Genomic DNA, 21,760 nt, shown 5'->3' on the forward strand with positions numbered 1-21,760 from the left:
GGGGAATCGCCAAGCTCAACGCAATGCTTCTCATGTGCGTGGCACTCCCGGTGCCAGGGGCTGCCGGCGGTGTTGCCGGGACCTCGCCGTGGATATTCGACCCATGACGGCCACTCGATGTGGTTTGCGTTTTCATTGCCGCTCCCCGGCAGTCGCAATGGTGTTGGGCCAGGGTTTTGGCCAGTTAGTGCCCCGTGCCTTCGGCACTCCGCAGGCATTGTGTGCAGTGGGAGAGGAATGTCCGGTCCGCTCCAGTTTGCGTTTGGTCCTCCGTGAATGGTGCAGTCGTCCGGCCCCATCGACGAATGAACGCCATCCACGCTCGTTGTCCCACAGGCCCGTGCGCCCCGTCATCAGCAGGAACACCGCTGTGATGCTGTGGATCATCAGGATCGCCAGTCCGATGCCGGCAAGCCCCCACGTGTGCAGGGCATACCATCCGCCCACCCAGGTGCTGATCGAAATAAACGCATACACCCCTACGACCGCGCGCATGTTTCCGCGCACCCTGGCCGTGCTGACGCTTATGCCTACGATCAGGTGCGGGATTGCCGACGCCAAGATAAGTTGCAGGGTCGACGTCGCGTTTTCCGCGTAGTGCGGTCCCATCAAACGCAGAACAAACGGGGCAAAAACAATGCCTAGGATCGCGGCCGGAACCACCAGTTGGGCGCCATGAAACAACGCCCTGCGTGCGTATGCAGTTGCATGGGCCGGGTCGTGTACCGATTCGGCAATCAAGACGCTTCCCACGTTGCTGACGATCAGGTACAACGATTCCCCGATGGCGTTGGCAATGTACCAGTACGCGCTGGCTTCGGCTCCGGCGACCTGGAGCACGATCAATGTCAGGACATCGTTGGTCGCAAACCAAAGCATGGTTGCCAGATGGTCGGACGCGGCAAAACGCACAATGCTTGATATCGGAACCCGCGTTTCCTTCGCCGGCCGGGAATCCCGGGCCGCAGCTTGGCGCGCGTACCGCAGAGCCAGTGCCGTGATAAGAAGCACCGCCAGCAAGGCAGGGATCATGGTTGCCGCAAAAATTGCCCATGTGGCGGCACCGGCGAACAACGGAAGCAGGGCGATCTTGAACACGGATGCGAGGCCGTTCTGAATCGGGACCCAGCCGGTACGGCGCAGACCGATGAGCACTTGATCCTGCAACACGTAGAGCACCCATGTCGCCGTGCCAACGACAAAGACAAGCATCGCCACCGGGTTGTCGCGAAGGAAGCCAAGTTTTTCGGCCCACAGGGGTTGTCCCAGAAGGAAGATCCCTGCCGCAAACATGGCGGCCCCGGCGCAGAACGCGTAGCAGCTCATGATGATCCGTGCTGTGCCGGATCCGGCCGCAGGCAGGAATCGAATCAGGCCGTTGTTCATCCCCAAGGTTGCAAAGTTGGCAAGCAAGGCGACGGTCGACATCAGTGCCACACCAATGCCGACTGCCGAGGTGGGGAGCCATCGGGCGGCGAGCGCCCAGAAGGCAAGCCCCAGCACGGAGGTGAGTCCGGTGCCGATAATGAGGGCATCGGCACTGCGTCGTAACGGATCGTTGAACCGTGCCCTGAGCGAGCTGGCAATGCCGATCTTCTCGCTAGTCATTTTTCAGGATCCGGACGTGGTCAATGCTCATCGTCGCGGGAAAAACCGTTGACTCGTCGGGGTTTCCGGGAAAGTCTCCCCCGACGGCAAGGTTCATCACCAGGTACATGGGTTCATCCGGAACCCGTTCGTCGTCCAGCTGCCACACCTGCTTTCCGTCCAGGAAGAACTTCAGCCGACCGGGCGTCCAGTCCAGCCCGACGGTGTGCCAGCCTTCGGTGAGCGTGTATCCGCCGGGGACCGCATATTTATGGCCGAGCGAGCGTTCCGCGTCGTTCTTTGGATGCATGCGCATCCGAAGTATCCCCGGTTTATGGCCCAGCAATTCCAGCAAGTCGACCTCGGGGACCGGTTCCGTGCTTGCCGGAAGCATCCAGATCGCCGGCCATAGTCCACGGCCCGCCGGCATTTTGAGCCGGACCTCGACCTTTCCGTAGGTGAACGCGAATTTCGCCGGCTTATCGTATGCCGGGGGTCCGGTCGTGACCATGCCCGAGGCATAGTCGAACGGTTTGCCCTCCGAGTCGTAAACCCGGCGATCCTCCGCCGTCAGGTTCAGGATCCCGTTGGCGATTTTCGCTTGCTCCGGCATGTACCATTCGAGCTCGTTATTCGTGGCAATGGTGCAACCACCCTTGTCCCACCAATGGCACCGATTCCAGATCGACTCATTCAGGGTGTTTTCATCAAAACGTTCATCCAGCAAGATCCTTTCGTCGGCCGGTTCGACGGGCACCACGGATGCCCCCGGTTCGGATTCTCCCGCCGGATCTGCAGGTTTCCCCTGCCTCGGGGAATCATTGGTTCCCGTCGTTCCGACCGCCGAGGCAAGCGGCGAAAAATCCGTGTCAAGGATTTGATGGCGGGTGCTGGTGGCCAATGAGAAAACCAGGGACAGTGCAATTGCAGCACCAATCGCTGCTCCCCAGATCCTGTTAAACATCGCGGAATCCCAACAGGCGTTTTACGAGTCCGCGTATGGCGGCATCTGCGCGGGTCCACGGCAGGCGGTCCAACCGCAACTCGGCATAGTCGTAGGCAACTGCTCCCAGCTTCTCCTTGAACTGTGCCAGGGCCTCCGATTCGCCGGACTCCCCCATATGGTATGTGGTGCACCCCAATTCACAGGCACGTTCCATGTTTTTCCACTGCACCAAATATCCCGCGCCGCTCTTGCCGACCCGTTCGCGGTCCATGGCACCGAGCGTGTAATGGGCGGTACCGGCCAACATGACAATCGAGCCGGCCGCGGGTTTGCCGTCTACGTATGCGATCGTCACCTGGTACCCACTGCCCAGATGTCGGGCCAGCAATTGCAATTTGCCCAAGGGGTCACGCCGTTTGGCGCGGACATGAGCCAACGCCCGCGGCTCATGCTGTTGCCCCGCCCACCGGTCAATCGACAGAAGGTACAGGGCATAGAAGTCGCGCAGGAGTGCATCGGTGTGGCCCATTTCGATGCGCACGCCTTCACGCTCGGCCATGCGGACGTGGCGGCGCGAGGACTGGGACATGCCCTTCCAGACGCTTTCGGCACCGCCACTGAGGTCTACTGCGTGGGCACGACGCGGGATGGCGAGCACCCCCTCGTCGACGGCATCGGCCCACGCCTGCCATTTCTTCGGGTCCGGCCAGATGCCTATGCGCTGTAGACGAAGTTTACGCAGGTCATGCAGGATCGCCCGAGTCGTTTCTGCATCCGCTTCCGCCCCCACCAAGCCGCCGACTCCCCAGCCCGGTGGGTAGGACTGAAGCCATCCGCCCAGTCCGGCAAGTCCTCGACGTTGGACCAGCGGAAGCAGGAATTCGCGGCCGTCGGCAAAGCTGTAGAGCCTGCTGGCGTCCCGATAGCGGCCGCCGGAAGTCAGCGCATCGACCCACTCGGGGGCGTGGTCGGGTAGCGCCTCCTGGTCGGCGTCCAGCATGCTGCGCCATTTTTTCCGGGGAACCGGTGATACCACCACTGGTTCAAGCATTGGATCCCCACCTCGCCTTTGACGCACGGAACCGGCGCGCCTGCCGCCAGACGTGGGTACGCCAGCGTTCCTGTGGGCGGGCCCGTTTCACGGCCGTGCCTGCCAACACCGCTTCAAGGTGTTCCACGCTGCAATCGGCCATCACCGTATACCGGGCCAGGGCGAAAGGGTCGTCCTGCGGATGACTCAGTGCGTTGCGCACGGCCGCTGCCGAGGAGTACCCGGCCTCGATGACCATTTGCCTGACTGCCTTGTCGTGATAGCCGTGCGGGTAGGCGAAGGTGTCCACCGGCCGCTCGATCAGTTCTTCCAGGGCCTTTTTGCTTCCGGCGATTTCCCGGGATGCGGCCTCCCGTCCTATGCAGTCAAGTTGCGGGTGGGTCACGCTGTGCGCACCCATCTCGACGCCGTCACCGGCAAGCTCCCTGATGGCCGAGCCGTCAAGCATGGGCAGTTCCCCGGCGCCCACCGGCCCAAGCCATTCGCTGCGACCACCGACCACTCCCGTTGTCACATACAAGGTGGCCGGCAATCCGCGATGCTTCAACACCGGCCAGGCATTCGAGGCGAAATCGGCGAATCCATCATCGAAGGTCACCGCAACGCTCCGAGGCGGCACTTCGGCACCCGATCGGATCAGGTTGACCACTTCCCCGACGGACAGCCCCGTGTACCCGAGCCTGAGCAGCGCATCCATGTGGTCGGCGAACAGCTTGCATGTCACTGCCCAAGGGCCGAAGCCCACGGGTGCATCGTCCTGGACGGAATGGTAGAGCAGGATCGGGATCACCGTGTTCATGGTGTTCCCCCTGCAACGATCTGGCGCTTCAGGTGGCGTCGGCTTCGCAGGTACCTCCAGGGCCCGGACAGGAGGCCGCGCCGGTGTTCGCGCAGCAGATCCCTTGGATAGGGCGGAAGCCCGGCGACGACAGGCGGGTTCATGATGTTGGTTGCGCGCGACCGCAGGATTGAGGCATTCCCGGCAAATGCGAGCACCATGCGCGGATCGTGCATAAGACAGCGCATCAGGTGCGCCCCCAGTCCGGCACCGTATCCGTAGACCTGGCGGCGCAGCGCAGCATAGTCTCGGTGGTGCGGATGCAAAACGATCGCGGCCGGTTCATACACGAGCCGGTTCCCCGAAGCCAGGACGTCATGGAATGCCGCCAAGTCGTCGCCACCCATCGCCACGGTTCCGGTGCCCAGGGCGGCTTCGAATCCCCCGGCATTTTGCAGGTACCTTGTCTGGAACGCCATGTTGGCCCCGGATCCGCAGGCTCCGGAGGTGTACGGCATCAGGGGAAACTCTGCATTGCCCCGGGTTCCGTCGAAGACGCGCCGGTGCAGCCCCTTGTCATAGGTCATGTTGCCTTCCACCCATTGTTGCGGAAGGGTGTCAAGCTCACGCGGAGCGATCATGCCGGTAACACAGACCGCGGACGGATCTTCGGCAAAGACCTTCACCAGACGTTCGAGCCAGCGGCGGTCGGCCAGGACATCATCGTCGGTGAAGGCGACGACGTCCGTGGCGATGTGCGGCATTGCGGCATTGTGCGCGTGGGCGAGTCCCGGTCTGTCTTCGCGCACATAGACCAACCGCGGGTCTTGCCGGGTGCGCAGGGCCATGAGTTCGGCGGTACGCTTGTCCGACGGCGCGTTGTCCACAACGACGATGCGCTCGGCCCTCAGGGTCCCGGACTCAATCGAAGCCAGACACTCCACCAGCTGTTCGGGGCGATTGCGCGTCGCGAGGACAACGGTGACCGAGGGGTAAACGTTCGGGTTGGACGAGGTGGATCGATCCGCGCCGGCAGCTTCGGGCCATGCTCTCGCGGCCAAATGCTGACGGACCACCGCCGGGGTGACGGTTTCATGCTCGGCCAGTTGGAAGCTCAGTTTGGACACTGGGTCGCCGTCCCTGGTGAGCAGGCACAGCACCTTCCGATACCTGGCTCCGGATTCAAGCGCATCCAGCGTTGCCGATGGGTTCTTCAGGTCGATGATCAACGGCAGCACCGGAAGAACCATCCCCATGCCTGCGGATCTCCCGCCAGACTTCCGTATCTTGAAATGGCTGGCGGTCGCCAACGCCATTCCGGCCAACACGCTCGCGAACAACGCACTGACTGCCGCTCTACCGATTTCAGCCGTACCGACCTGTGCGCCGCCCTGCGTTCCGCCTTGAGGCCATTTCAACCCTTGACGGCTGCCTCGAACCGGCATCACGCGCGCACTGTCAGTGATACGCCCAAGACCCCGCGACAGACGTTCAGGTTGTCCCTGGTAGCCCGGTAAAATTTTCGGGCTCGTTTTCGACATCATGCTTTATTCCCCCAAGTTCGACCGCCTGGATCCAGCTCCCAAAGCTGTTTCGTGGCGGGGTGCTCATTAAAGAATTGCTTGTCCGCTTGGCGTCATCGCGGAAAGACCTCCCTCTGCGCGGCAAGAAGCATCCCAAAGAACAGTCATGTGTCCCGTCAGTGCCGGCGCGGCTGTTCCGCCATGAAATGGGCTCGGGATCGAAGCCGTTGTCTCCTGGCATCGAGTCGCCCGCCATTGAATCAAGATAACCACAGCCGCCCCCAGTGGTGGTTTTAAGTGGCGAAGACTAGTTCGCCATTGAAACAGCACCCTACGCCTTGACAGGCAAATTTTGAAGAGCGGTTGGACTATTTGGCAAACGCGAGACTCTCGGGCACCACTCGGTTGCACATCAGCATCATCGTCGTTGTCGCACACGGCCTGTCGATGCGCCGACCACACATTGTCGAACTGCCGCAGACAAGGGTGCCGCTGGCGGAGAAACCCGCGAACGTCCCCTCGACCGGCCTTGGAGCGCAGACGGTCCCCGCAGGCGGGACATCGCGGACCCTTGGTCATCATGGCAGAGCAACTATGCGACATTCCTGAGAGGTTCCGGGACAAGCGAGCCACGCGCATAACCTACACATGTCGCCAGGAGTCCACCTACGATCGCCAGGGACATTCCCAACGGCCTAAGCGAACGGTTCCTCAACGCCGTTCCAATGCCCTGACTGACCCCGGCAGGCAGAACGGTCAATACGTAGGATTTCTCCGTGTGCAGACTTTCCGCGTGCTCGTTGATCCGGGCGGACTGACGCCTGACTATGACTGACTTGCTCACTCCCTCCCAATAGCAGCGCCTCATGAAGTAAGCCAACCGGTGACGTTCCAGGGTGACCCGGTGATTCACCACAGCCTTGCGGCAAAGCACCACTCGATGGTTTGCCGAATGTTGCCTCATGCGCATGGATAGCTCGGTTTCTTCGCCGCCGACAGGTTTGGCACCGATCCTTCCAAGTCCGGACGAAAAGCCACCGCTGTCGACTATGCTCGCGCGTCTAAATCCCATGGATGATCCAATAGGGTTCCTGATGTAATCGCCATCCGCGGGAAGCCCGACATAGCTGCAACCGACAACCCACAGGAACTCTTCGGGAAACCAGGATGGCGGTTGTCCTGCATCCCATTTAGGCAGCGCCATTCCGCCGACTCCAACCACGTCGGAGTGAATAAACGGTTCGGTCATGTACCGGACCCATTGCGTGTCCGCAACCGCATCGTCATCAAGAAATAGGACGATTTCTCCCGATGCCCTGGCGACTCCCGAGTTCCTTGCCCCTGAGAGCCCTTTGGCTTCAGTGTTCGCGACCACCACTGCATCCGAGAATTGCTCTCGGGCCCGCTCCAACAATCGTGGATTGTAGTCAATCACGATGATCACTTCTGCTGGATCCATCGACTGGCAGGCCAGTGAAGCCCTGGCCCTGACCAAGTCGTTCCAGCGTGATTCGGTAAATGCACAAATGACAACAGAAACTAAACGTTTCATGCCTGGCCTAGGCCTCTCCGGTGCAGGGTGTTCCCAGCTGTTCGGGCATTCCAAAACGAATCGGGAGCGCCCGCTGACCGCGCGACAGACATTCTTTCGACAATCAAGGTGCGCAGACAGCGGCCACCGTCCCGGAACGTGTTCAGGTTACTTTCACCGTTGAGCCGATCCGCCTCGAAGCTTGGAACTTCTGCGATCTTCAGTCCCGCCTTGACTGCACGAATGCTCATCATCGTTTCGATCTCAAAACCGTCACCCCAAACGTGGCCAAGAGACGAATTGAAAGGATCCGGGAAGTCGAATGCCTCCACGCTTTCCTTTGTCATGGCGTTGAACCCGTAGCAGAGGTCTGTGTAGGCGGTTCTGAAGAAAGCGTTGGCGATGCCATTCAGGAAATGATTCCCCAATGTCCGAAGTCTCGTGATATCGGTGCTTCCGCCCCCTGGCAGGAACCGGCTGCCCCTGACATATTCCGCACCGTCGTCCATGGCCGAAAGAAAAGCCGCAATTTCGGCTGGGTCCATGGAACCATCCGCATCGATGGCCACGATCCGTTCACAACTCGCCGAAGCGAAACCTGCGACGAGGGCGTTGCCTTTGCCCTTTCGAGCTTGTTGAATCACCACGATGTCAGGAATGACGTCCCGAGCAACCCCCACTGTTCCGTCGGTTGATCCTCCATCGACGAGAATGAATTCATCTATTCCAGGCGGCAATGCCTCGAGCACATGGCCCACGTTTAGTTCTTCGTTGAACGTGGGCACGACAAGCGAAACGCTTGCACCACTTTGTAAACCGCGCATCTAAATTACCCCCAAGTAGTTTAGGAAAGTTGCATCCCAAAAATGTGGATGCGGTGTCGCATTGTCCGATCAATAGCGACGCAAGCGCGCAGTATCCCCATCGCGGCGACGGGGCATCCTGTGAGCGCTGTAAGCCCAAGGCTAGGCACCAAGACGGGGTTGGCCACGCGTAAAAAGCACTCTAGTGTGGGCGTTTTCCCCGGCGTTTCACCTAGCCCACTACTCACTTTCGAAGTAAGTTGACTACTCCCTGGATCTGCACAGGACGCAGGTAGGGCATATGCGGAGCGGGCCGCATGTCAACCCGAAAAAGTTGCTCCGCGAGCTTGGACCTCATGCCTTGTAGTGAGGGAGTACATGAATCGACGTCAGCCTTCGCCGACCGCACAAGGCAAATTGGCGAAGACTGACGGGCGACGAGCTTTTGTCTTGAACTGCTCAACGGTCGGTAGCAACAGGTGTTGTCCGGGACCGGCTAAGGGTGCCTCTTCAGTAGGACAAGGAGCCGGCGGCTGCTGGGGGGTCGATCGCCCAAGATGGACAATCGCCAACCGCCGACTCCAGTCCTGAATACGCAGGCGGTTTACGCTAACGCCTGCCTATACCCGGCGTATTATTCGAATGGAAATCGCGAATCCAGTGCACGTAATTCGATCAACCAACCAATATTCTTCCCCGGGCTAATTCAAAGAATAGTCAGGTCATGGGACGATAACCACGCGTATTGGATACCTTATTGTTGACCGGTAACTACGCGAAATTGTCGATCGTCCACTCGAATTTCCACCAACGCCTTCGATTGCTCAGCCTAACCAAGGTTTCCTAGTTCCGCGCGTCCACTGATCCCTAGCTTGGCGAAGATCCGGTAGAGGTGTCCCTCGACTGTGCGTTGCGAAACTGTCAGGCTTTGTGCAATTTCCCTGTTGCTTTTCCCCTGGCCGACCAACTCGATGATCTCCTTTTCACGGTTTGTCACCCCACGTTCATTCATGGCCTCGCTCAACGCTCCCCAACTCTGGCCACCAAGTTCCGTGACCCACGAAGCCAATTGACGCAGCAGGACCCCACGCTTCCTCTCGTCGATGCCATCGTTGTGGCCACGCAGACACGAAGCAAGAAGTTCGGCTCCAAGACAGGTCTCCCCGCAAGAAAACATCAGCTCAGCTGCACCGACGATGTCTACGAATTGCCCTGAGCGCACCATGCCCATGGCAGCCGCAAGTGTGCCGCATCGTCGACCCACACCTTCGGAGCTCAGTGTCTCGAGGCGGTCCAGCGCCCGCGGTCGGTCACGGAGACCATTCGACATTTTCCACAACAAGATCAGCAGGTGGTGTTCTGTCTGACTGCGTTTCTCTGCTCGGGCCCGTTCGATGAGTGCGACCATGGCTTCCGGTTCCTTCGGCGACCTCGATAGTTGCCGGTATCCGGTGGCTAACATCAAAACGTCGGTGATTTCGACGCGACTATTTCCGTGTTCGATAGGGTTTTCGCGACGTTCATGGCCTCCGTCGAACGTGGCACCCTCCATTTGCGATTCTTGGAAGCCGTACAGCGCCTCGGCCAAGGGGTACAGGCCGTCGGGGTCGTAGCAGGCCAATTCCGCCCGGGAGTCGTCCAAGAAATTTCTGGCAAGCGGCCACCGCCCCTGCTGGATCGTTGCAAATGCCGACCAGAAATTAAGCATGCCGCTTCTATCCAGCTGCACTTCCAGTGAGCCGGAGCGTCCCGATTCATTGAGAGCACCGATCGTTGTATAGTCGCCGACGGCAAACAACGATCGCAAGCCAACTGCCAGTAGGGGGTGAAATTCAATGTTTTCGGAGGGGGAACCTGCACTCATCGATTGCAGGGATTCAAGGGCAAGATCGGCAGCTTCAACAAAGCTGCCCATGTCCATCAGGATTTCGCATATGAGTTCGCGGCAAATGAGCAATTCGGTGCCGTTGTCGTCGCATAATTTTTCACACCGCCTGGCCCTGTCCAGAATTGATCCTAGATTCGTGCGGTCAACAAGCTCGATGCGCATTTCAAGAATCTCGATGGCCCTCTGATTCCGGGCAATTTCTCGCGCTTCCCCCGGCTCGTCCATTGATTCCAGTCTTGCTGTGCAGCTTTTCCATTCCTGTAGGAGGTGCTGTGTCTCTTCTCGGCTGCCGGCGTTGCGGCGCAAGGCGACGCTTTGCATTAGCTTCATTTCGCGTAGGTGCGCCACATCGGGACATTGCCAACAGAACTTTCCTACCGTATCCATGACCTCCTGGTACCTGCGCATACCCATCAAGGCACGCACCTCTTCCCGGGCGAATGCTGGCCTGCTCCCAAGTACATTCGAGTGTTGACACAAGCGCCAAGCCGTCGGGAAATCCAGCTGGTTATTGGCCAACGTGGTTGCTTCAAGGACAAGCCGGGTTTCAAGGTGTCTGCCGTTTTCACATGCCCACAACACGGACTCGGGCAGACTTCCATGGTCGACTGAGCGCTGGATGACCCGCTCCATCAGTTGCAAGTTGCGCCCGGGCGGGATGAGGTCCCGAAGGATCTGGGCATGGATAGGCGCCGCAATTTCAACCCGAGACTCGGCAACTTGCCTCACCAGTCCGGCGTCGACTAGCCTGCCGACGTCCGCACCAGTGTACTTCGCCAAGAACGTGACCTCTTCTGCTCCGCCCAGGGCCAGTATTTCCAGCGCCGTCGCATCAGCGGAGTCGAGACGTTGTTGAATTCGGATGACTGCATCGGCCAGATGCACATCCAGATTGATCCGCGATTGCTCGAGCACATACCTGCCCCGTGATTCAACAAGGATCTCCTGTTGTTTGGCAGAACGCAGAAAAGCTCCTACGAGCATTCCATTGCCGCCGCAGGCTGCGGCGATAACCCGCGCAGAGGCTGTGGTCGGCAACCGTCCGAGTTCCTCCTGGCAGTAGTCTGCGACGTCACGGTCGGAAAACTTCCCCAGTATGATCCTGGCCAGTCGCGCTCCGAGCTCACTACCCGCCACCACACGCTCGCTGTGTCCCTGCCCCACTGTCATCAAAATCAACTTGATACAACCAGCCGATGCCAGCTGTGTCAGGACAAAGGCACTCGCCTCATCCAGATGTTCGGCCTCTTCCACCACCACGATTGTCTTCCCGCCCGGTTTCGGTGAACGCAAGAGGTTCCATACGTGTTTCAGGACTCCTGCTTCTTTCAGGGGTTCTGTGAAATCGACCAATAGTGGTGACAAGGTCCCGAAATTGCTTTCACCGAGCACGGCAGAACAAAGCAAGCGAACCGCCTCCAGCTTTTCTCCTCTCAGCACCCTGTCCACCAGCGATGATTTTTCGCATCCAATCGGGCCCGAAAGCACGACTCCCGTTGATGCAGGTTCTGTCAATATTTTTGCCAGTTCCCGGCGTGCCGCCAGCCTGGCACGACCGGGAACTTCCCGCTCCCCCGCGCTCATGACGCGACACGGTTATTGAGACCCAGGGTCCCGACCAAGGAGCTAAGTTCACGCCGTCCACCCAAGGACAGTTTCGAATAGATTTGATAGAGATGCCCCTCAACCGTGCGGATAGAGACACCGGCGTCATCGGCAATTTGCTGGTTGTTCATTCCTTGCGCCGCAGCCGAAGCCACCATTTTTTCGCGGTTCGTTAGCATTTGAAGCACCTCGGATTCTTGACCCGGGAATTGATCATTGCCTGAGGTCGGATGCGCCCCGTTTCCCCTGCGCTTGCGATTGACGAAACCAGCAACTGCCGTCTTTCCTGCCGCCGAGATTGAATCTAGGAAACGGTTTGATTCCGGCAAGGCGTAAACCACAAAACCCGCTTCCACCAACTTTTCGAGACCGGCCAGCGTTGACGATTCGTGTCCGTTTTCCCAGCCTGCATATATGAGTGCGAATGCCAGCCCAATCGTCGTGGTCGTTTGCGTAGAAGGCCGCCGAGGTTGGACGCTTGGCTGAAGCCCGTTCCGCAAAGCAGCTAAGCTGCAAAGGATTTTTCCGTTGCCAGTCCCCTGGAGCTGGCTCTCCTCCATGTTCCGCCCTATAGCGGAGCTGGTTCCAACCGAAGACAGCAACTCTGTAAACCACCAGCGTGCTGTTTCCCAGCTTCTGTCGAAAGGCATCCTGGCGTGTTCGGCAACGCGGCCAGATTCGCTTGCGTAGACAAGCATGGCCCGGACTATCCAAAGATCGTAGTCATGCCCTGATACCTGAAGTTGGGCCAGTGACGATTCCAGTACGGGAAGTGCAAGACTCAGGCGACCTGCGGTAACATCCAAAATGGTTTCGGCGATGACAACGGCTTCGAACAGTTCTGCAGGCAGTTCATCGAGGTAGCGAGTGATGATGTTGGCTATGGATTGCTCCGCGGTTTCGAGTTCACCATCCAAGAGACTGTTCCGCAGCTCGTCGAGGAGCCGACACAGGTTCCTTGACGGTTGGGTTTTTATGTGGGTCTGTTCGCACCATGGCCTTCCCTGCCCTGAAATGAAAGCAAAGAAGTTGCCCTTGTCGTTGATTGAATGACCGACCGCGGCCGCGCGGCTTTCTCTCCCAAGGGATTCCTGGAGAAACGTGGAGCTGTGCGTGACTTCCTCGAGTGACTGGCCGATTCTTCTAACAAATCCAGAGCTGATGAGGTGGTCGACGTCTTTTAGTCGATCCCGATTCAACCCCACGAGCCGTATCGTTCCATGTCTCGCCAGTCTCTGGAGAAAGCGCCTCTCGGAGTGACTTAACATTGACATTTGGGCCCAGGCCAACGCTTCCACGCGGCCGCCCCGCGGCCATGCCCCGGGGAGCAAAACGAGGTGCTCCCCCTGGAGGCACAGCTTGCCATTGGTTATCGCCTCACGAGCAAGGGCCACCAACAAGCCCATGTTTCCATGCGCGCGATGCCATAGTGCGCCCGTTGTCAGAGGTGTTGGAACGGCATTGAACTCTTTGATGAGAACCCGATGCACTTCGTCAAGTCCCAGCGGCTCAAAGCATATTTCGGTACAGCCTGCTCTGCCGGTGATAGGTAGGAATTCAGGGGGCATGATTTCACCGTGCACCATCAGCAATATGACCAACGCGCTCCGGCTGAATGCCATTTGAGCCAGCGCATCCTTGGATTGACGGTCCAACAGCTGAGGATACTGAACGACAACCACTGGCCGATGAGGATTTCGCTTGGCAATGGCCCGCATGATTCCCGTCAGGCCGAGCTGTTCGATTTCTGCGACATCGGCCAGTAGGAATGCCAACGCACCGAAGCCCATTTTTTGTGCATATACCGTTCCGCTGACATGAATCGGCTCGCACGAGGCATCCACTGCCCTGATCGCCTGGGCCACCAAATCCACACGGTCGTCAGCATGGCTTCCAGTCAACACCACGGACATTGAGCTGCTGTCTGTGATGGCGTCCTTGATCAGATCCAAATAGTGCTCACGCGTTCGTCCTCCCCAGGACTTCCCGCTGTTTTTTTCCCCTGTACCGTTGGTGGTGCCCAATAAATCAGGACGCCAAGCAAGATCCAACATCGTTATTCACCTGTTCCCCAACTACCGGCAAAATATGCGTGTGCCCGTCCCCAAGACAGTCTCATGCAACTTGCAAGCCATCCTACGGCGACTTGGCCAAGTAATCACCTGTTTCGAACATTTTCGTTCCCTTTAGTGCAGACTTTCCACGAAGGTCCCCCGTGTGTCTCATGTCAATGGGGATTAACCGCTTGGTAACGGAACCAGCGAAACGTCTTCCGTTCGGCGTGCGACTTTACATCCAGGCGCTGATGGATCTGGTGTCGGTGGCCCTGAATATTGCGAACCTTCTGCGCAACCGTTGGGAGATTTGGCGACTGGTAGCGCCGGTGGCGCCCTCACTGAATGTGGCCCCGTCAAGAAGGCCCCCGCCATCGAATAGTTCGGTTTCAGGCTCGCCTAGGCAAGCCGGTTAAGCCCGGCCAGATCCGCCGGTGGCCGTTGTTCCCTTGGTGACGTATGTGATTCGGAGTGTGAATCGAACCAATCCACGACTTCCGCCCTTCCCCGTTTGGCATTTTTGCCAAACGGGGAAGCGAATTTGTTAGGTCACGTGAGGTTTTCTACGAGTGGGCGGTAGCGAAGTCGTGGGTCGAACAGTTACTCACCCAAGGTTTCAGCGGCTTCCAGCCAAGCCATTTCGAGTTCTTCCTTTTCCATCTCGACTCCCCGCAGGGTGGCATTGAGCGTTGAGACCTCGTCGAATTTCATGGCTTCGGACGCCACCGCCATCTGACCGTGGAGCTTCTCAATCAAGGACTCGAGCTTGTTCATCTGGCGCTCGACGCGGTTCAGCTCCTTGCGGGCCTCGCGCTTCTCGGCCTCGCTCGGGCCGGTGGATTCGGCCACCGCGGCGGGTCCGGACTTGTCCGTGGGCGCTCCGGTATTGCCGCCGCCCTGCGCACCGGAACGCAGCTCCAGGTACTGGTCGACGCCGCCGGGCAGCCCGCGCAGCTTGCCGTCGCCCAGCAGCGCGACCTGGTGGTCGGTCACGCGTTCGAGCAGGTAGCGGTCGTGGGAGACGACCACAAGGGTGCCAGGCCAGCCGTCGAGCATGTCCTCAATGGCGGCCAGCGTGTCGGTGTCCAGGTCGTTGGTGGGTTCGTCGAGCATCAGCACGTTCGGCTCGCCGATGAGCAGGCGCAGCAACTGCAGCCGGCGGCGCTCACCGCCGGAGAGCTCCTTGACCGGGGTCCACTGCTTGTCGGTGCCGAAGCCCAGCTGCTCGGCCAGTTGCCCTGCGGAGACTTCCTTGCCGCCGACCTCGAAGGACATCCGCTCGGCCTTGATGACCTCGATCAGGCGCATGTCCTTGACCTCGTCGAGCTCCTTGACCTCCTGGGTCAGGATGGCGGTCTTTACGGTCTTGCCGCGCTTGATGAGCCCGGACGTGGGCTCGATCTGGCCGTTGAGCAGTTGCAGCAGAGTGGACTTGCCGGCGCCGTTGACGCCCACAATGCCCACGCGTTCGCCCGGGGCCAGGCGGAAGGTGATGTTGTTGAACAGCGGCTTGCCCGTGCCGAAGTCCAGGGAGACGTGTTCGAGGTCGAGCACGTCCTTGCCCAGGCGCGCGGTGGCCATCTTGTTCAGTTCCACGGTGTCGCGGGCCGCAGGGACGTCGGCGATCAGCGTGTTGGCCGCCTCGATGCGGAACTTGGGCTTGGCGGTGCGGGCCGGGGCGCCGCGGCGCAGCCAGGCCAGTTCCTTCTTGACCAGTTGCTGGCGCTTGCTCTCCACCACCGCGGCGGTGCGGTCGCGCTCGGCGCGGGCCAGCACGTAGGCGGCGTAGCCTCCATCAAACGGGTCCACGGTGCCATCGTGCACTTCCCAGGTCCGCGTGCAGATCTCGTCCAGGAACCAGCGGTCGTGGGTGACCACCAGCAGCCCGTTGGCGTTGGCGCGCCAGCGGTCCTTCAGGTGCTTGGCCAGCCAGGCGACGCCCTCGACGTCGAGGTGGTTGGTGGGCTCGTCGAGCATGATCACTTCGTGCTCGCCGATGAGCAGCTTGGCCAGGGCGACGCGGCGCTTCTGCCCGCCGGAGAGGGAGTTGACCTCCGCGTGCCAGTCGACCTCGCCGACCAGACCGCCCATGACCTCGCGCACCAGCGGGTTGGAGGCCCATTCGTGGTCGGCTGCCTCCCCGACGATGGCTTCCCCGACCGAGAGAGCCCCGTCGAGCACGTCGGACTGGTCCAGATAGGCCACGCGGACGTCCCCGCGCTTGGTCACCCGGCCCTCGTCCGGGCTCATGCGGCCGGCCAGTAGGCGCATGAGCGTGGATTTGCCGTCGCCGTTGCGTCCGACCATGCCAATGCGATCCCCGTCCTCCAAGCCCAGGGAGAGCGAGTCAAGGACGGTACGGGTGCCGAAGGACATGGAAACGTTTTCGGCGCCGAGCAGGTGGGCCACGGTGTGGTGCTCCTTTTGTTACGGGGATTCGATGACGGTGGGCAGGATACCGGCTCCGGGGACCGGGCCGTGGACCTGCAGGGTTGCCACGCCCGCTTCGTCGGAAAGCTGGGCGATGATTTCAGCGCCGTGGGGCTGGTCGCGGGCGAGCAGGGCCAGCGTCGGACCGGAACCGGAGACCAGCGCGTGCAGTGCGCCGGCGGCCTCGCCGACGTCGCGCACCACGCCCAGTTCCGGGGCCAGGGCCAGGGCCGCACGGGTCATGTCGTTCACGAGCAGGGGCGCCAACGCGTCCAGGTCCCCGTCCAACAGTGCCCCGACCATGCGCGGGTCGACCTCGGTGGGGGTTTCGACGACCTCGTTGGCCCGCAACCGGTCGAGCATGCCGTACACGCGCGGAGTGGACAGCCCGTAAGAGGCAGGGACCAGCACCCAGTCGGTGCGCGTGCGCAACAACAGCGGGGCCAGCTCGTCGCCCACACCCAGGCCGACGGCGGCGCCGCCCTGCAGGGCGAAAGGCACGTCGGCGCCCAGGCGGGCGCCCAAGCGGGAAAGTTCCTCGCGGGTCAGCCCGGTGCCCCACAGGGCGTTGCACGCCACGAGCGTGGCGGCGGCGTCGGCTGATCCCCCGCCCATGCCCCCGGCGATGGGCACGCGCTTGGTGATGCACAAATCGACCCCGGCGTAGTGTCCGGTGTGTTCGCGCAGCAGCATTGCCGCCTTGACCACGAGGTTTTCCGGACCCAGCGGGAATGACTCAGGGTCGGAGACCGCGGTGGAGTCCGGGTGCAGGAAGACCTGGATTTCCTCGTCGTCCCGGGCGGTGGCGGCAACGTCCTCATAAAGGGAGACGGCCAGGTACAGACTGGCCACCGAGTGGTAGCCGTCCTCGCGGGGCGGTCCGACCCTGAAGTAGCAGTTGATTTTTCCCGGGGCACGGGCAACGACCGATTGGGTCATGGGGCTGCCGGTTCGTTGGCGACCTTCGCCTCGGCAATGGCGGCGAATTCGGCGATGCCGAGCTTTTCCCCGCGGGCCTGCGGATCGACTCCCGCCGCCAGCAGTGCGGCCTCGGCCAGGGCAGGGGATCCCGCCCAGCCGGCCAGGGCTGCGCGCAGCGTCTTGCGGCGCTGGGCAAAGGCGGCGTCGATGACGGCGAAGACCTCGCGCCGGGTGGCTGTGGTCTCAGGAGGGGTGCCGCGTTCGAAGCTGACCAGCCCGGAGTTGATCTTGGGTGCGGGCCAGAAGACGTTCATGCCGATGACGCCGGCCTTGCGCATGGTGCCGTACCAGGCGCCCTTGACCGAGGGCACCCCGTAGGTCTTGTTGCCCGGGCCGGCTGCCATGCGGTCGGCGACCTCGTCCTGGACCATGACCAAGCCGTGCTGCAGCGAGGGGAAATGCTCGAGCAAGTGGAGCACCACCGGCACAGCGACGTTGTAGGGCAGGTTCGCCACCAGGGCCGTGGGCGGGTGCTCAAGCTCGGTGACCTTCAGCGCGTCGGAGAGGATGACAGTGAGGTTCGCTGCCTTCTCCGGGCGGAATTCGGCCGCGGTCCGCGGCAGCCGGGCGGCAAGCTTCGGGTCGATTTCCACCGCAACGACGCGGGCGGCGGCATCGAGCAGGCCCAGGGTCAGCGAGCCGAGGCCCGGCCCGACCTCGAGCACGGTCTCGGCAGGATCGAGCTTGGCGGTCGCCACGATGCGCCGGATGGTGTTTCCGTCGATGACGAAGTTCTGCCCCAGGGTCTTGGTGGGGCGCACGTCGAGCTCACCGGCGAGGCGGCGGATCTCGGTGGCACCGAGCAGTGGTGGCGGGGTCGATTCTACGGAAGTCACGTATCAATCCTAGTTCAGGGCCCGTGCGCCGCCGACCGGGGCGTCCGCTGCGGGTGGCTCACGGGGGTGTTGCTGCCATGAACAATGGGTCCCGCCCTATCCAAGGCGGAACCCATTGTTCATTGTGAAATCTTGTGCACCTGTGCGGTGGTGCATCGGGCCGTTGGGCCCGGTATGTCTGTTAGCGCAGGCCCAGCTTGCTGGAGCATGCGGGCCAGTGGCCCCAGCCGCCGCTGCCGCGCAGCACCTCGGCCGTGGCAACCTGCTCGGAAGGCGATGCCTGGTGTGGCAGCGGCGCGTACTTGCCGCCGCCGGCGCCGAGCCAGCTGCTGGCGGAGAACTGCAGGCCGCCGTAGTAGCCGTTGCCGGTGTTGATCGACCAGTTGCCGCCGGACTCGCACTTGGCCAAAGCGGCCCAGGTGCTCGACACGCTGCCGGAAGTCGTGGGTGCCTTGGCCTTGACCTCGGGCTTGGGCTTCGGCTTTGGCTTGGTGCCTACGGAAACCTCGGCGTCAACGGCCTTGGTGGTGACCTTGTCGCTGGTCAGCTCGCGCTTGGATTCCTTGCCGTCGCGCAACGTAACGGTGTAGGTGAGCGTGCGTTCGCCGTCCTTGCCCTCTTCGAGGGTCTTCTTGGTGCCAACCAGTGCGTCGGAGTCCTTGACGGTGTCGGTGCCGTGTTCTATCGACTCGGTCTCGGTGACGGTCTTGGTCTTGACGCGAACGACCTTCAGTTCCATGTCCTGCACGACGGCGTCCGCGACCTTGGCGTTGATCTCGTCATCCTTGTCCAGGGAGATCTTGGCTGCCTTGAGTGCATCGCCGACGGTCTCGGCGGTGGTGTTCAGCTTCTTGTTCTTGCCATCGGCTGTGATCGAAACGTCCTTGGGAGTGGAAATCTCGATGGTGCTGGCCAGCGAGGCCAGGGCCATTGCGCGGGCCTGCTCGATCTGTGCCTTTTCGGAAACGTTGAGTTGGTCCACGACATCTGCCACGGTCAGGCCAGTGGTGTGCACGACGCGGTCGACGCCGTCGATGCTCACATTGACTTCCTTGTGGCGCTTGATGTCGATGAGGGTACCCTCGGCGACTGGTGCATCCAGGGCCGGGGAGATTTCGTCGAGTTCACCAAGGGTGATCGACGAGTCCTCCAGGACATCTGACACGGTGGCGGCGCGAGTGGTGATGCTCTGGCTCTCGCCGTCGACGGCGACGGCAAGGGTCTTGTTGCCTCCGACGAACATGACCAGACCGAGTATCAACGCGGTCAAAACGGCTGCTTGCGCGCCGATCTTCACCCAACGATTCTTGAGGGCATTCTGCACAGGATTCCAAACTTAGGTCTAACCCGGGCACGGGGCAGATCGATGCGTACACGGCGGGTGAACGGTTGCTCCCGGCAAAACCGGGCGCAGCCCACCGTGTGCCCATTGATTGGTGCGAGCACAATCCAATTCTTTTCATCTGTCGATGTCGCGTTGCGGTACGAGGTTCCCCTCCGCAGGCAGAATCAAATGCACCCGGGAACCTTCCCCGATCCCGGCTACTAAAAACCAACCGTAACCGAATCGTAATAAGGTCGCAAGCACTTCGTGCTTGCCTTGTGCCCAAAACGGGCTAGAACTCCCCGTAGACACGGTTCGTGTTTGCCGCCAGTGTCCGGCAATATTCCTCCAGCTCCGCCCCCACGGCTTCGGCCATGAAACGCACCGTTTGCGGGATCAGGTAACTGGCGTTTGGGCGGCCCCTGTAGGGGTGCGGGGTGAGGAACGGAGCATCGGTCTCCACCAGCACCAATTCGGGGTTGGCTACCAATAATGCATCGCGCAGGTCGTGCGAATTCTTGAATGTCACGGTCCCGGAGAAGGACAGGTACCAGCCGTTGGCGTTGCAGATCTTGGCCAGTTCGGCATCGCCCGAAAAACAGTGGAATACCACGCGCTCGGGAAGTTCCTCGCTTTCCAGGACGCGCACCACATCGTGATGTGCATCACGATCGTGGATTTGCAGGGCCTTGGAGTGCTCGCGGGCGATGCGGATGTGCTCACGGAAGGAGTGTTCCTGGGCCGGCCGGCCGGCCTCGCCGGTGCGGAAATAATCCAGCCCGGTTTCCCCCACGGCACGCACGCGGCCATGGGCCGCCAACTCCTCGATCCGGGCAATCGCGGAATCCAGCTCACCCGTGGCGGCCAGGCGCGCGGCATCGTTGGGGTGGATCGCCACGGCGGCCAGCACCCGGGGATCCTCAGTTGCCGCGCGGACAGCGAATTCGGAGGATTCCACGTCGCAACCGACTTGGATGACACCGGGTACGCCCACGGCATTTGCCGCATTTAGCGCCTGGGCGACGGTGACGTGGACCGAGCCATCGCGGAAGTCCAGATGCGTATGGTTGTCTGGCACGCCAAAGGGCAACGGGGCCGGCGCGGGCGGGTAGGAGAGGTCGCGCTTCTTGCCCTGTTCGTCCTTGGCATTCCGGATCGGGGCGCCCGACTCCCCCGCTACCGGGGCGGGCAGGTAGGCCTCCGGCACCCCTTGCGTCCTCGAGGTTTGCGCCGTTTGTTCCGCCGTAGACATGGTTGCCACGTCCCCTTCACTAGATGCCCCTGCTTCCCGGGGGCAATGACCATTCGCCCATCCAGCCTACGCGGAAGGAAGAGACGATTGATTTAGTGTGATGCGGGGCACAACTTTGGCAGTATCGTTGGGATGGAGGGCCTCGACCGCCCACCCATCGGATGCGCTCCAGGAGGACATTGCATGTCGCTTTCCACCGAGTCCCAGGTTCTGCCCGCCGACGAGTTCGGCCGGGTCTGCGAAGAAGTGCTGGCCGGGATTGCCACGGTGATCGATGGCAAGGCCGAGGTGGCCCGCACCGCGCTGACCGTGTTGCTGGCCCAGGGGCACCTGCTTCTGGAGGACGTGCCGGGGGTCGGGAAGACCATGCTGGCCAAGACCTTGGCCAAGTCGGTTGACTGCACGGTGCACCGCATCCAGTTCACCCCGGACTTGCTTCCCTCGGACGTGACGGGGGTGTCCATCTTCAACCAGGACACCCACGAGTTCCAGTTCCGACCCGGCCCTGTCTTCGCGCACATCGTGATCGGCGACGAGATCAACCGGGCCAATGCCAAGACCCAGTCCGCGCTGCTTGAATGCATGGAGGAGGGTCAAGTCACCGTCGACGGGATCACCCGGCGGCTGGAGACGCCCTTCATGGTGATCGCCACGCAGAACCCCATCGAGCTCGAGGGCACCTTTCCATTGCCCGAGGCCCAGCGCGACAGGTTCATGGCCAAGATCTCCATGGGGTACCCGGACGCCGCCGCCGAGATGGCGATGCTCGAAACCCACCAATCGACCTCGCCGCTCGATGACCTGGCCCCGGTGCTGGACCTGCCCGCCCTGCACATGTTGATCAACACCGTTGCCGCGGTCTATGTCTCCGAACCCGTGAAGGAATACGTCGTGGCCCTGGGACGGGCGACACGCGAGCATTCCGACATCCGTCTGGGCGCTTCCCCGCGATCCCTGTTGCAGTTGCTGCGCGCGGCGAAGGCCGAGGCCGCGCTCAATGCCCGCGACTACGTGCTGCCCGAGGACGTGCGCAACATCGCCGCCAAGGTGCTCGGGCACCGGCTGATCCTGCACCGCCGGGCCGAGGCCGCCGGTTCCAATCCCGAATCCGTCCTCGTGGCAATCCTCAACGCGATACCGGTGCGCGCCGGGGCACGCGGCTAGCGCCGAA

General features: G+C 61.3%; 15 protein-coding genes. 1 reads left to right on the forward strand and 14 read right to left on the reverse strand.

The annotated features are described in order from the left end of the window. Positions 1-132: 132 nt before the first annotated feature. From Q2T94_RS02545 to Q2T94_RS02610, 14 genes are all read right to left on the reverse strand, one after another. Complete coding sequence (locus tag Q2T94_RS02545; RefSeq protein WP_264268221.1) at positions 133-1,608, reverse strand: lipopolysaccharide biosynthesis protein; 1,476 nt, start codon at positions 1,606-1,608, stop codon at positions 133-135. After that, positions 1,601-2,551: a glycoside hydrolase family 16 protein gene (locus Q2T94_RS02550; protein WP_302262753.1), complete on the reverse strand. Its 951-nt coding sequence runs from the start codon at positions 2,549-2,551 to the stop codon at positions 1,601-1,603. The genes Q2T94_RS02545 and Q2T94_RS02550 overlap by 8 nt, the downstream gene beginning before the upstream one ends. Beyond that, positions 2,544-3,533: a GNAT family N-acetyltransferase gene (locus Q2T94_RS02555; RefSeq protein ID WP_302262754.1), complete on the reverse strand. Its 990-nt coding sequence runs from the start codon at positions 3,531-3,533 to the stop codon at positions 2,544-2,546. The genes Q2T94_RS02550 and Q2T94_RS02555 overlap by 8 nt, the downstream gene beginning before the upstream one ends. A gap of 43 nt (positions 3,534-3,576) precedes the next feature. After that, positions 3,577-4,383, reverse strand: coding sequence for a polysaccharide deacetylase family protein (locus Q2T94_RS02560; protein ID WP_302262755.1), 807 nt, complete (start codon positions 4,381-4,383; stop codon positions 3,577-3,579). Further along, complete coding sequence (locus Q2T94_RS02565) at positions 4,380-5,906, reverse strand: glycosyltransferase family 2 protein (RefSeq protein WP_302262756.1); 1,527 nt, start codon at positions 5,904-5,906, stop codon at positions 4,380-4,382. The genes Q2T94_RS02560 and Q2T94_RS02565 overlap by 4 nt, the downstream gene beginning before the upstream one ends. Positions 5,907-6,477: 571 nt before the next feature. After that, positions 6,478-7,437: a glycosyltransferase family 2 protein gene (locus tag Q2T94_RS02570; RefSeq protein ID WP_302262757.1), complete on the reverse strand. Its 960-nt coding sequence runs from the start codon at positions 7,435-7,437 to the stop codon at positions 6,478-6,480. Then, positions 7,434-8,201, reverse strand: a complete 768-nt coding sequence (locus Q2T94_RS02575) for a glycosyltransferase family 2 protein (protein WP_302262758.1) — start codon at positions 8,199-8,201, stop codon at positions 7,434-7,436. Before Q2T94_RS02575 ends, Q2T94_RS02570 begins: the two co-directional genes overlap by 4 nt. Before the next feature lie 847 nt (positions 8,202-9,048). Continuing rightward, on the reverse strand, positions 9,049-11,691 hold the full coding sequence (locus Q2T94_RS02580; protein WP_302262759.1) for a helix-turn-helix transcriptional regulator: 2,643 nt from the start codon (positions 11,689-11,691) through the stop codon (positions 9,049-9,051). Beyond that, positions 11,688-13,766 (reverse strand): response regulator transcription factor, encoded by a 2,079-nt coding sequence (locus tag Q2T94_RS02585; RefSeq protein WP_302262760.1) that lies wholly within the window; start codon positions 13,764-13,766, stop codon positions 11,688-11,690. The genes Q2T94_RS02580 and Q2T94_RS02585 overlap by 4 nt, the downstream gene beginning before the upstream one ends. Positions 13,767-14,366: 600 nt before the next feature. Further along, positions 14,367-16,175, reverse strand: coding sequence for an ATP-binding cassette domain-containing protein (locus Q2T94_RS02590; RefSeq protein ID WP_302262761.1), 1,809 nt, complete (start codon positions 16,173-16,175; stop codon positions 14,367-14,369). Between the two features lie 18 nt (positions 16,176-16,193). Further along, positions 16,194-17,135, reverse strand: a complete 942-nt coding sequence (locus tag Q2T94_RS02595; RefSeq protein ID WP_302262762.1) for a 4-(cytidine 5'-diphospho)-2-C-methyl-D-erythritol kinase — start codon at positions 17,133-17,135, stop codon at positions 16,194-16,196. Beyond that, positions 17,132-18,013, reverse strand: coding sequence for a 16S rRNA (adenine(1518)-N(6)/adenine(1519)-N(6))-dimethyltransferase RsmA (gene rsmA / locus Q2T94_RS02600; protein ID WP_264268232.1), 882 nt, complete (start codon positions 18,011-18,013; stop codon positions 17,132-17,134). Before rsmA ends, Q2T94_RS02595 begins: the two co-directional genes overlap by 4 nt. 181 nt (positions 18,014-18,194) lie before the next feature. Next, a complete protein-coding gene (locus tag Q2T94_RS02605; RefSeq protein WP_302262763.1) occupies positions 18,195-19,310 on the reverse strand; it encodes a resuscitation-promoting factor in 1,116 nt (371 codons plus the stop codon). 319 nt (positions 19,311-19,629) lie between these two features. After that, a complete protein-coding gene (locus tag Q2T94_RS02610; protein WP_302262764.1) occupies positions 19,630-20,589 on the reverse strand; it encodes a TatD family hydrolase in 960 nt (319 codons plus the stop codon). Between the two features lie 183 nt (positions 20,590-20,772). Here Q2T94_RS02610 and Q2T94_RS02615 point away from each other — a divergent pair, with 183 nt between their 5' ends. Then, positions 20,773-21,753, forward strand: coding sequence for an AAA family ATPase (locus Q2T94_RS02615; RefSeq protein ID WP_264268234.1), 981 nt, complete (start codon positions 20,773-20,775; stop codon positions 21,751-21,753). Positions 21,754-21,760 lie beyond the last annotated feature (7 nt).

This window comes from Paeniglutamicibacter sulfureus (assembly GCF_030512175.1).
Classification (GTDB): Bacteria; Actinomycetota; Actinomycetes; order Actinomycetales; family Micrococcaceae; genus Paeniglutamicibacter; species Paeniglutamicibacter sulfureus.

Excerpts from the sequence above, each read along its gene's own strand:
- Q2T94_RS02545 (WP_264268221.1), bottom strand. The coding sequence starts at position 1,608 with ATGACTAGCGAGAAGATCGGCATTGCCAGCTCGCTCAGGGCACGGTTC.
- Q2T94_RS02555 (WP_302262754.1), bottom strand. The coding sequence starts at position 3,533 with ATGCTGGACGCCGACCAGGAGGCGCTACCCGACCACGCCCCCGAGTGG.
- Q2T94_RS02610 (WP_302262764.1), bottom strand. The coding sequence starts at position 20,589 with ATGTCTACGGCGGAACAAACGGCGCAAACCTCGAGGACGCAAGGGGTG.
- Q2T94_RS02585 (WP_302262760.1), bottom strand. The coding sequence starts at position 13,766 with ATGTTGGATCTTGCTTGGCGTCCTGATTTATTGGGCACCACCAACGGT.
- Q2T94_RS02550 (WP_302262753.1), bottom strand. The coding sequence starts at position 2,551 with ATGTTTAACAGGATCTGGGGAGCAGCGATTGGTGCTGCAATTGCACTG.
- Q2T94_RS02595 (WP_302262762.1), bottom strand. The coding sequence starts at position 17,135 with ATGACCCAATCGGTCGTTGCCCGTGCCCCGGGAAAAATCAACTGCTAC.
- Q2T94_RS02565 (WP_302262756.1), bottom strand. The coding sequence starts at position 5,906 with ATGATGTCGAAAACGAGCCCGAAAATTTTACCGGGCTACCAGGGACAA.
- Q2T94_RS02570 (WP_302262757.1), bottom strand. The coding sequence starts at position 7,437 with ATGAAACGTTTAGTTTCTGTTGTCATTTGTGCATTTACCGAATCACGC.
- Q2T94_RS02580 (WP_302262759.1), bottom strand. The coding sequence starts at position 11,691 with ATGAGCGCGGGGGAGCGGGAAGTTCCCGGTCGTGCCAGGCTGGCGGCA.
- Q2T94_RS02560 (WP_302262755.1), bottom strand. The coding sequence starts at position 4,383 with ATGAACACGGTGATCCCGATCCTGCTCTACCATTCCGTCCAGGACGAT.
- Q2T94_RS02615 (WP_264268234.1), top strand. The coding sequence starts at position 20,773 with ATGTCGCTTTCCACCGAGTCCCAGGTTCTGCCCGCCGACGAGTTCGGC.